The organism is Massilia niastensis DSM 21313, assembly GCF_000382345.1.
In the GTDB taxonomy this organism is placed as follows: Bacteria; Pseudomonadota; Gammaproteobacteria; order Burkholderiales; family Burkholderiaceae_D; genus Telluria; species Telluria niastensis.
In genome coordinates, this window is the sequence record NZ_KB908188.1 from 1 (window position 1) to 6,062 (window position 6,062).

The window sequence follows — 6,062 nt, forward strand, 5'->3', positions numbered from 1 at the left end:
ACACCGCAGGCCCGGTGCGCACCCCGCTGATCGACCTGAACCCGCAGGAATGCGAACAGCTGAACGCCCTGATCAAGAAGCTCGGCCCGCAGTAACTCCCTGCCCTGCCGGCGCCCATGCACGGGCGCCGGCGCCGCGGACCGACAGAGCCTGCACTGCCGTGCAGGCTTTTTTTCGGCCCGTCAGGACGCGGCGAGCGCCCGGTAGCGGAAGTCCCGGAGTTCGACCGTCCCCTTGCCCGCGCTGTAGATGCCGACTTTCAGGCTGAGGAATCCGCCGAACACGTTGTGGTGCAGGCCGGAGACTTCCATGCGCAAGCCATGCAGGACCCAGGTCTTGCCGTCGTCGTGCGAGTAGCGGAAGGTGACGACATTGTCCTGGTTGCTCATGCGCACCCGGACCGTCGAGGTGGCGCGGGCGGCGCGCATCCACGGCTGTTCCTCGGCATACTGCCAGGTCTTGATCGTGTCCGGCGTGAAGCCCAGGCCGACGTAGGCCTTGTGGTGATAGAACAGCAGCAGCCCGCCTTCCGCCTGGCCGATCAACTGCAGGCTCACCTCCACTTCATAGGAACGGTCTCCCACCGTGCAGGTCAGCGGCCGGCTGTCGGCCGGCGAGCTGCCGCTGCCGGCGATCCGCAAGCCTCCTTCCACGTAGCGGGCGCGCCGCATCTCGTCCGGCGCCGGATCGTGGAAGCACCACTGGACCCCGAAGCGGTTGCGGCTGAAGTCATCCGATAATGCGTAGCCCGCGGGCCCGGCCTTGCCGCCCTTCGGCTTGGGCAGCGGCCTGGAAAGGTCGCCGCCGGTGGCGCGGAACCAGCCGTCCTCGGTCCATTCCATGGGCTCGAGCAGGGTCTGGCGGCCCAGGGTACGGAAACCGTTCTCGTAGCCGTGGTACACCATCCACCAGTCGCCCGCCGGCCCTTCGACCACGGTGGCGTGGCCGCGCGACCACCAGGGTTCACCGGTGCCGGCGGTGCGCACCAGCGGATTGTGCGGGCAATGCTCCCACGGTCCGTGGATCGAGGTGGAGCGCGCCGCGATCACCATGTGCCCCGTCACCGGCCCCGCCGTGCCGCCCACCGCGGTCACCAGGTAAAAATACTTCCCGCGCCGCAGCAGCTTGGGGCCTTCCGGCGCGAAGTTCTCCACCACCCAGTCATCCGGGTAGCGCCATGGCTGGTAAGCCTTCTCGAGCTGGCCGTCGGTGGCCAGGCCGTCGTCGCTCAGGCGGATCTTGCGGATGCCGTTGACGAACAGGTAGCGCCGGCCGTCCTCGCCGACCACGTGGCCGGGATCGATGCAGCCGCTGATCTTCAGGTCGACCGGATCGCTCCAGGGTCCTTCGATGCGGTCGGCCCAGATCGCGTAGATCGACCAGGCATTGCCGTCCGGCGCCGCCGGAATATAGATGAAGTAGCGGCCGTCGTGCTTGCACAGGTCGACCGCCCAGATGGTGCCGAGCGGTTTCGACAGCGCGGGCGCGACCGGCTGCCAGTTCACCAGGTCGGTCGAATGCCAGATCACCAGGCCGGGATAGGAATAGAAGGACGAATACGTGAGGTAGTAGTCCTTGCCGTCCTTGAGGACGGTCGGATCGGGATGGTCGCCCGCGATGATGGGATTCAGGTAGCTGCCGTCGCCCAGGTCGGCCCTTCGCTGCCCTTCGACGCCCTGGCGCCACTGCTGTAGCGGCTTGCCCGCAGGAGCGGCGGCGCGATCGGCGGCCCGGGCCATGCCAGGCGCGAGGGGAAGGCTTGCGCCGGCCAGCAGGGTCTTGAAGGCGTCGCGGCGGGATTGCTTGCTCATGTGCGGCTCCTTACTTCACGCTGCCAAGCTCGAGGAGGACAACGTCGTTTTCGCGGATGGGCAAGTCCAGGCTGAAGCTGCCATCCTGGCCGACCTGGACCTTCCTCTGCTCGGAGGGCTTGCCGGTGGCGAGCGACTTCAGGGTGGCGACCTGCTCCCGGCTCAGCTGCTTGGGCGAGCCCATGCCGATGTAGGCCGTGAAGGCGTCGTTCTTCCTGTAGCCGACTTGCGACAGGCTCAGCGTGTACGCTCCTTTCTTCAAGCCTTTCATGCGGACCTGCACCTTGCCCTTGTCCCTGGCCGGAAGGTCCTTGATGAAATACTGCTGGTTGTTGATGCCGTCCGGCAGCGTATGCGTGTAATCCCAGAGCAGGAGCTGGACATTGCCCTTGCCGTCGGTCGTGGCGATGGTCTGCCTGTCGCTGCTCTTCAGCTCGGTCGGCGCGAGCTGGTGCAGGAACTGGTAGGCGAAATACGCCGGCTTCTTGATGCCCTGCGTATTCATCAGGCCGAAACCGCCATGGAAGGCTTCGAAGCGCGGCCCGGCCTCTTCGAAGATATCGGTGAAGACCCAGTACGACATCGACTGCGCGGTATTGCCGACCTGCTTGAGCTTTTGCAGGATATAGGCGGCCTGGTGGTAGCTGTCGTGCGTCGGATCGGCCGGAGTATACGAGGAACTCCATTCGGTGTAATGCAATTCCAGGTTCGGCATGCTGGAGGCCGCAATTTCTTTCCGGTTTTTCAGCACATCGCTGCTGACCGCCCATTCGTCCTTGCTGAGCACCGTGCCCGTGGTCCCGAATTCATCGAGGAATCCCTGGTTCACCCCATAGGAATGGGTGCTGACGAAATCCAGCGGCACCTTGTTCTTCGCGCTGTAGGCGATCATTTCGGGAATCCACGCCGCACCGGCAGTGGCCGGGCCGCCCACCCTGTATGCCGGATTCACGCTCTTGATCGCGCGCGCCGCATGCTCGTAGAGCTTGAAATACTCGTCCTGGGTGCCGGCCCAGAATCCATCGAGATTGGGCTCGTTCCATACTTCGAAATACCAGCTCGCGACTTCTTCCCGGCCATAACGCGCGGTCCAGTGTTCGGTTAATGCCTTGACCAGTTTTTCCCATTTTTCATAACTGCGCGGAGGCGTGACATTGCCGCGCCACCAGAAAATGGTCTTTTCACCGCTGGCCATGGCCGAAGGCATGAAACCGAGTTCGACAAACGGTTTGACGCCTATACTCAGCAGATAATCGTACAGCGCGTCGATATACTGGAAATTATAATGTTCCCTGCCCTGCGCATCGACTTTATACACGGCCATATCGTCGCCGAGCAGGCCATGCATGCGGATATATTTAAATCCCGCATCGCGTTTTATTTCCGCCAATTGCTGCTGCCAGTCGGCGCGCAATCCTTCATTGGCGCGGCCTGCGCCGATCACCAGGTTGGGGGTGGCGCCCAGTTTTCCCTGGACCTGCCCGAGATCGAGGTCGACGATACGGTTCTGGGCAAGGACGTGCAAGGGCAGGAACAGCAAGCCGCTCAACAGCAGCGATGCGATGGACTTCACACTCATGTGGTCTCTCTCAAAAGTGAACAGGACAGTGACAGGCCCGGCTGGTTAGCGCAAACATCGGCGCCGCCAGCACGGCTGTTTCCTGAGAGCTTACGCCCTTCGGCCGCCGGAAGATAGCGCTCACATGCCGACTTGCAGGAGAAATGCAGATTGTTGAAGAAATGGTGACGCCAGTGTTAGACCGGAATCCGCCCCTGGGCGGGAGCGATGCCGGCCGGGGCTAGCCCGCGCCCTGCCCGTCGCACACGCTCCTGAAGGCCTTCGGCGTGCAGCCGTACTCCTCCTTGAACAGCTTGTTGAAGTACGAGACGTTGCTGTAGCCGACCGAGTAGGCGATTTCGGCGACGGCGGCCTTGTCCTTCTCGGCAAGCAGCCGCGCCGCTTCCGTCAGGCGCAATTTATTCAAATAGCTGCTGAAGGTAAAGCCGAGTTCCGATTTCAGTATTTCATTGACTTTATTGCGATTCACGCCGGTCTGCACCACCACGCGTTCGAGATCGAGTTCCGCGTCCGCGTAATGCACCGCGATAAACTCGAGAATGGCGGATTTTTCCCGATCGCGGTGCGGCTCCATCGACAGCTGCTGGTAAGCCACGAGCGGCATATCCTTGCGCAGCTTTTCCTTGACGTCGGCAATCAGGGCGCGCGTATGCTGCCGGAAAAACCAGATGGCAAAACCGCCCCAGCAGACCAGCAGGAAAACGCCAAGCAACACCAGATAGCGGTAATCCCGGCCATTCAATACCAGTTCGCCGATGTCGACCGATGAATCGGTATTCTTCGGGCTCTGGAACGTACTGCCGAAAGTAATCTTCGGCACCTGATCGAGTCGATAGGCCTGCTGCGACAAATCCTGCTTGAACATGTCGAACCACCATTGGGGAATTTCCAGCCTGGTCAGGTCCAGCTCGACCCGCGACGGCTTGCCGCTACAGGAGAAAAAAGCGGCCGGCGTCCGGTAGCTCAATAACTCGCCGCGCCTCGATACCCTGGGGTCGAAAGTGGAAATGCTGAATGTCAGGGTATTCAGTGGCGAACATTTCACCAGGAATGACACCGAGGTATAGTGCGACAAATCCGCATGGACCGGCTTCCCCTTCCCGTCCTCGAAAAACAGCTCTGCCGCGGCGAAGGGATAGTCGACCGATTTCAGGATATGGAAATCGACACGCAGGCGCTGGCGGTCGTCGTGGATCTGGACCGTCGACCGTCCGCCCTGGGGCAGGTCAGAAGCCGCCCGGAGATTCCAGGGGATCGCACTCTGCGCCGCCGGCAGGAGCGCGACCTCCACATGACTGCGCTTGAAACAGGCATAGCCGACGACCACACTCAAGCTCAGGAGACACAGGAAACCGAGCAGCGTCCTCTTATAAAATTCGTGCATGGCGATCAGTGAATAAAGACTTGCGCAGGGTGCTGCAGCCAGGGCCGGATCCGGAGACCGAGATCATAGCATTCCGTCATGGAAATAATGCAGCGCGAATGCGTCGCGCCAACCGCGTCACGGTTTCTCGTCCTGTTGCGGTTACGAGCGCTTTCACTCGTCATCAGTCGTCCGACAACCGATGTCGTTGTATAATGAGAGCAATCGTAAACACGTCCATCCCTAACTCATCTTAATGCTTATGAACGCTCCGTCCCTGTCTTCGGCTCCGCCGAAGAGACATCGCAACCTCGCCCAGGGCGTCGTCGCGCACCTGACTGAGAGCATCCGCGACGGTTCGCTCGAGGCGGGCGACAAGCTGCCGACCGAGTCGGAGATCATGCGCCTGCTGGGGGTGAGCCGCACCGTGGTGCGGGAAGCGATCTCGCACATGCAGGCGGGCGGCCTGGTCGAGACGCGCCATGGCATCGGGACCTTCGTCCTCGAGCCTTCCCGCGCCAGCAACCATGGCATCGACCCGACCACGGTGCTCAACGTGCGCGACCTGGTCGCCATCCTCGAGCTGCGCATCAGCCTCGAGACCGAAGCCGCCGCCCTCGCCGCCACCCGCCGCAGCGACGAGCAGCTGGTGCAGCTGCGCTCCGCCCTCGACGACTTCCAGGCCTGCGCCCGCAGCGGCGAAGAGACGGTGCACTCCGACCTGCAGTTCCACCTCCTGATCGCGCAGTCCTCGGGCAACCGCTATTTCCACGACATCCTGCACCACCTCGGCGCCAACATCATCCCGCGTAACCGCGTGAACTCGGCGCGGCTGGCGAAGGACGACCCGGCCGTCTACATGGAACGCGTCATCAACGAGCACGAGGATATCTATAACGCCATCTCGCGCAAGGATCCCGAATCCGCCCGCGCCGCGATGCGCACCCACCTCAGCAACAGCCGCGAACGCCTGCGCCGTGCGCAGGAACTGATCGAAGGCGCAGCCCGCTAAGCAGCTGTCCGGCAGGAGCCCCTCTCCTGCCGGGCAGCTTCCCGTTCTCCTCCCTTTCGACAGGGAAACCCTCTTTTTCATCTTTGTCCAATCAGTGGTTGCGATCCCAATTTTTATGTTGTACGATGACTGATAACTGGTGACGTTGTCTACAAACGGCACCCTTTCTCAACACCACATTGGCGGACCCGACATGTTCACTCCACAAGACCTCAAAGAGATCCTTTCCTCCGGCCTGCTGTCCTTCCCGGTCACCGACTTCGACGCCCAGGGCGACTTCGTCCCGACCGCCTACGC

The 6,062-nt window shown here is 62.1% G+C and carries 4 protein-coding genes and 1 pseudogene; 2 read left to right on the plus strand and 3 right to left on the minus strand.

Annotation, left to right across the window (positions count from 1 at the left end):
- Positions 1-182 precede the first annotated feature (182 nt).
- From H162_RS0129320 to H162_RS0129330, 3 genes are all read right to left on the minus strand, one after another.
- Entirely contained in the window at positions 183-1,811 is a 1,629-nt protein-coding gene (locus H162_RS0129320) for a family 43 glycosylhydrolase (protein WP_020657038.1), read from the minus strand.
- 10 nt (positions 1,812-1,821) lie between these two features.
- A complete protein-coding gene (locus H162_RS0129325) occupies positions 1,822-3,390 on the minus strand; it encodes a GH39 family glycosyl hydrolase (RefSeq protein ID WP_020657039.1) in 1,569 nt (522 codons plus the stop codon).
- Positions 3,391-3,610: 220 nt separating this feature from the next.
- Complete coding sequence (locus tag H162_RS0129330) at positions 3,611-4,774, minus strand: helix-turn-helix domain-containing protein (protein ID WP_026355257.1); 1,164 nt, start codon at positions 4,772-4,774, stop codon at positions 3,611-3,613.
- Between the two features lie 241 nt (positions 4,775-5,015).
- Here H162_RS0129330 and H162_RS0129335 point away from each other — a divergent pair, with 241 nt between their 5' ends.
- Together H162_RS0129335 and H162_RS34615 are read left to right on the plus strand one after the other, a co-directional pair.
- Positions 5,016-5,765 (plus strand): FadR/GntR family transcriptional regulator, encoded by a 750-nt coding sequence (locus tag H162_RS0129335; RefSeq protein WP_020657041.1) that lies wholly within the window; start codon positions 5,016-5,018, stop codon positions 5,763-5,765.
- 193 nt (positions 5,766-5,958) lie between these two features.
- Positions 5,959-6,062: pseudogene (locus tag H162_RS34615) on the plus strand (5-dehydro-4-deoxyglucarate dehydratase); the annotation flags it as partial.

Coding starts and splice junctions, on each gene's coding strand:
- H162_RS0129320 (WP_020657038.1), bottom strand. CDS start 1,811: ATGAGCAAGCAATCCCGCCGCGACGCCTTCAAGACCCTGCTGGCCGGC.
- H162_RS0129325 (WP_020657039.1), bottom strand. CDS start 3,390: ATGAGTGTGAAGTCCATCGCATCGCTGCTGTTGAGCGGCTTGCTGTTC.
- H162_RS0129330 (WP_026355257.1), bottom strand. CDS start 4,774: ATGCACGAATTTTATAAGAGGACGCTGCTCGGTTTCCTGTGTCTCCTG.
- H162_RS0129335 (WP_020657041.1), top strand. CDS start 5,016: ATGAACGCTCCGTCCCTGTCTTCGGCTCCGCCGAAGAGACATCGCAAC.